This window comes from Bradyrhizobium sp. (assembly GCF_049691595.1).
Lineage (GTDB): Bacteria > Pseudomonadota > Alphaproteobacteria > Rhizobiales > Xanthobacteraceae > Bradyrhizobium.
The window spans coordinates 1-3,552 of record NZ_JBAVNZ010000572.1; the positions used below are offsets into that span (position 1 = coordinate 1).

The 3,552-nt window shown below is 65.1% G+C and carries 3 protein-coding genes and 1 pseudogene; all 4 read left to right on the plus strand.

Features of this window, described 5'->3' with window-relative positions; genetic code table 11:
• Positions 1 to 150: 150 nt before the first annotated feature.
• Positions 151 to 1,011: a MaoC/PaaZ C-terminal domain-containing protein gene (locus WCE35_RS23135; protein WP_424595637.1), complete on the plus strand. Its 861-nt coding sequence runs from the start codon at positions 151 to 153 to the stop codon at positions 1,009 to 1,011.
• Between the two features lie 148 nt (positions 1,012 to 1,159).
• Entirely contained in the window at positions 1,160 to 2,038 is an 879-nt protein-coding gene (locus WCE35_RS23140; protein ID WP_424595638.1) for an SDR family oxidoreductase, read from the plus strand.
• Between the two features lie 106 nt (positions 2,039 to 2,144).
• A complete protein-coding gene (locus WCE35_RS23145) occupies positions 2,145 to 3,101 on the plus strand; it encodes a dihydrodipicolinate synthase family protein (RefSeq protein WP_424595639.1) in 957 nt (318 codons plus the stop codon).
• A 4-nt stretch (positions 3,102 to 3,105) separates the two neighbouring features.
• Positions 3,106 to 3,552, plus strand: a pseudogene (locus WCE35_RS23150) (NUDIX hydrolase); the annotation flags it as partial.

A 3,552-nucleotide genomic window follows, 5' to 3' on the forward strand; every position in this document is an offset into this window, starting at 1 on the left:
GTCTCTATCCACGGAGAGATGTTTATCCGCGGAGCCAACCCCTCACCCAAGCGAGTTTGTTGCCGATGCGGGTGATGCCCTCTCCCGCAAGGGGGAGAGAGCGCAGCAACGGGCGCTGGTGAAGAAAAAAATATTCGGGAGACGACCAAGATGCTGATCAAGTACGACGAGCTGATGGCCCTGAAAAACCTCGGCCAGAAATACGCCTACACCGACCGCGAGGTGATGCTTTATGCCTATGGCATCGGGCTTGGCGCCGACCCGATGGACGAGAGGGAACTGGCCTTCGTCAACGAGGCCGCGGCCACGCCGCGCCCGCTCAAGGTGGTGCCGACCTTTGCCTCGGTCGCAGCCTGGGGCGCGGGCCCCGGCGAGATGAACCTGAACCGCGTGATGGTGGTCGACGGCGAGCGCGACATCACCTTCCACAAGCCGTTCGCCACTTCGGCGCACATCACCGCCGATTCCACTGTGCTCGACGTCTTCGACAAGGGCAAGGACAAGGGCGCGGTGATCCGTCACCAGACGGTGTTGAAGGACGAGAAGGGCGAGAAACTCGCCACCCTGGTCGCCTCGCGTTTCGCGCGCGGTGACGGCGGTTTTGGCGGGCCGTCCGAAGGCCAGCCCGAGCCGCACAAGGTGCCGAGCCGCGCGCCGGACAGGATCGTCGATATCTCTACGCGTCCCGATCAGGCGCTGGTCTACCGCCTCTGCGGCGATCGCAACCCGCTGCACTCGGATCCCGAGTTCGCCAAACGCGCCGGTTTCCCGCGGCCGATCCTGCACGGCATGTGCACCTACGGCATCACCTGCCGCGGCGTGCTGCAGACCTATGCCGATTACGATCCGTCCGCGTTCCGGCAGCACGTCGCGCGGTTCTCTGCCCCGGTCTATCCCGGCGAGACCGTGACCATGGAAATGTGGAAGGACGGCAATGTGATTTCATTCGAGGCCAAGGTGAAGGCGCGAGGCGTCACCGTCATCAAGAGCGGCAAGACGGTGCTGGGATGAAGGTATCGTGCCCCGGACGCGGCGCGGCACACAGTGCCGCGCTGCTGAGCCGGGGCCCACGCAACAATAGGTCCCGGCTCTGCGGCGCAGCGTGAAGGACGCTGCACCACGTCCGGGACACGAGAGACGATAAGGGGAGAGAAACACCATGGGATTGCTCGACGGAAAAATTGCGCTGATCACCGGCGCGGGGGGCGGGCTTGGTGAGGCCTACGCAAAACTGTTCGCGCGCGAGGGTGCGGCGGTGGTGGTCAACGACCTCGGGGGCCCGCGCGACGGCTCCGGCTCCGACAGGTCGATGGCCCAAAAGGTGGTCGACGCGATCAAGGCCGAAGGCGGGCGGGCGGTCGCCAATGGCGCCGATATCTCGACCATGGCCGGCGGCCAATCAGTGTTCGACGACGCCATCAAGAATTTCGGCCGCGCCGACATCCTGGTCAACAACGCCGGCATCCTGCTCGACCAGACCTTTGCCAAGGCCAACGAGGCGGACTGGGACAAGGTGATCCGGGTGCATCTGAAAGGCACCTTCTGCTGCACCCAGCCGGTGTTTCGATGGATGCGGGAGAACGGCGGCGGCGTGATCGTCAATACCTCCTCGACCTCGGGCCTGATCGGCAATTTCGGCCAGACCAATTACGGCGCGGCCAAGGGCGGCATCTGGGGACTGTCGAACGTGCTGGCGATCGAGGGTCGCAAATACAACATCCGGATCTGGACGCTGGCGCCGGGCGCGCTGACCCGCATGACCGCCGACCTGCCGCGCTACAAGGAAAACCCCGGCGCCGCCTTGGGGCCGGACGGCATTGCCCCGGCCGTGCTATACATGGTCAGCGATTTGTCGGGCGACCAGACCGGCAAGGTGCTCGGCGTCTCCGGCCCGCGCGGCGTGCGCGAAATGCGGATGATGGAAATGGAAGGCTGGAAGCCGCCGCATACGGGGTGGAAGGCGGACGACATCGTGGCCCATGCCAGGGAGATCTTCTTCTCCGAGGAACAGGTCAAGATGGGCGCGCGGCGGTTCTAGAGGTAGCGGTCATTCCGGGGCGATGCGCAGCATCGAACCCGGAATCTCGAGATTCCAGGTTTACGCTTCGCGTGCCCCGGAATGACGACAGGGAACAGAGGCACAAATGACAAAACTCACCGCCAAGGCCGCAGGCACCTTTGCGATCGCGCCGACGCCGTTCCATGATGACGGCCGCATCGATGAGAAATCGATCGACCGGCTGACGGACTTCTACGCCGAAGTCGGCTGCGATGGCGTTACCGTGCTGGGCATCCTCGGCGAGGCGCCGAAGCTTGACGCCGCGGAGGCCGAGCAGGTCGCGGTCCGCTTCGTCAAGCGCGCCAGCACCATGCAGATCATCGTCGGCGTTTCGGCGCCGGGATTTGCCTCCATGCGCGCGCTGGCGCTGAAATCGATGGAGGCGGGGGCTGCCGGGGTGATGATCGCGCCGCCGCCGCACTTGCGCACCGACGACCAGATCACAGGCTATTTCAGGCAGGCGCAGGAAGCGATCGGCGACGATATTCCCTGGGTGCTGCAGGATTATCCGCTGACCCTGACGGTGGTGTTCACGCCGGCCGTGATCCGCAGAATCGTGATGGACAGCCCATCCTGCGTGATGCTCAAGCATGAGGACTGGCCGGGGCTGGAAAAGATCTCGGCGCTGCGCGGCTTCCAGAACGACGGCTCGCTGCGGCCGCTGTCGATCCTGGTCGGCAATGGCGGGCTGTTCCTCGATTTCGAAATGGAGCGCGGCGCCGACGGCGCCATGACCGGCTACGCTTTTCCGGAACTCCTGATCGACGTGGTGAAGCTGTCGAAAGCCGGCAAGCGCGATGCCGCCCATGACCTGTTCGACGCCCACCTGCCGCTGATCCGCTACGAGCAGCAGCCCGGCGCGGGGTTGGCGGTGCGAAAATACGTGCTGCAGAAGCGCGGCATCATCGCCTCCAGCGCGCAGCGCAAGCCCGGCGCCGGCATCACTGCCACGGCCAGGGCCGAGGTCGATTACTTGCTCTCGCGGGTGGCACGGGTCGACCGGCGCGCCAATCTGCAGCCGCAATCCAGCGCGGCGGGTTGATCCGATGGCCGAGATCGTCACCCCGCGTCCCGCCTCCACCATCCTGCTGTTGCGCGATGCCGCGGCCGTTCGCGAGATCGAAGTGTTCATGATGGTCCGCCATTATGAGATCGACTTCAATTCCGGCGCGCTGGTGTTTCCCGGCGGCAGCGTCGACAAGGGCGACAAGGAGATCATCGCGAGGTCGGAGCTTTATTCGGGCGGCGAGGGGCTCGACGAGGGCGCCTTGAGTTTTCGCATCGCCGCGATCCGCGAGACCTTTGAGGAGAGCGGCATCCTGCTGGCGCGGCCGCAGGGATCGAAGTCGCTGATCGATGCCAGGCGCGCTGGCGAGATCGAGACGGCGCATCGCGCCGCGCTGTGTGAGGGCAAGACCAGCTTCCTGAAGGTTCTCTCCGACAACGGCATGCTGCTGGCGCTGGACGAACTCGTTCCCTATGCGCACTGGATC

Bases quoted from the DNA above. Each gene is read 5' to 3' on its own strand.
- WCE35_RS23135 (WP_424595637.1), top strand. From the start codon at position 151: ATGCTGATCAAGTACGACGAGCTGATGGCCCTGAAAAACCTCGGCCAG.
- WCE35_RS23145 (WP_424595639.1), top strand. From the start codon at position 2,145: ATGACAAAACTCACCGCCAAGGCCGCAGGCACCTTTGCGATCGCGCCG.
- WCE35_RS23140 (WP_424595638.1), top strand. From the start codon at position 1,160: ATGGGATTGCTCGACGGAAAAATTGCGCTGATCACCGGCGCGGGGGGC.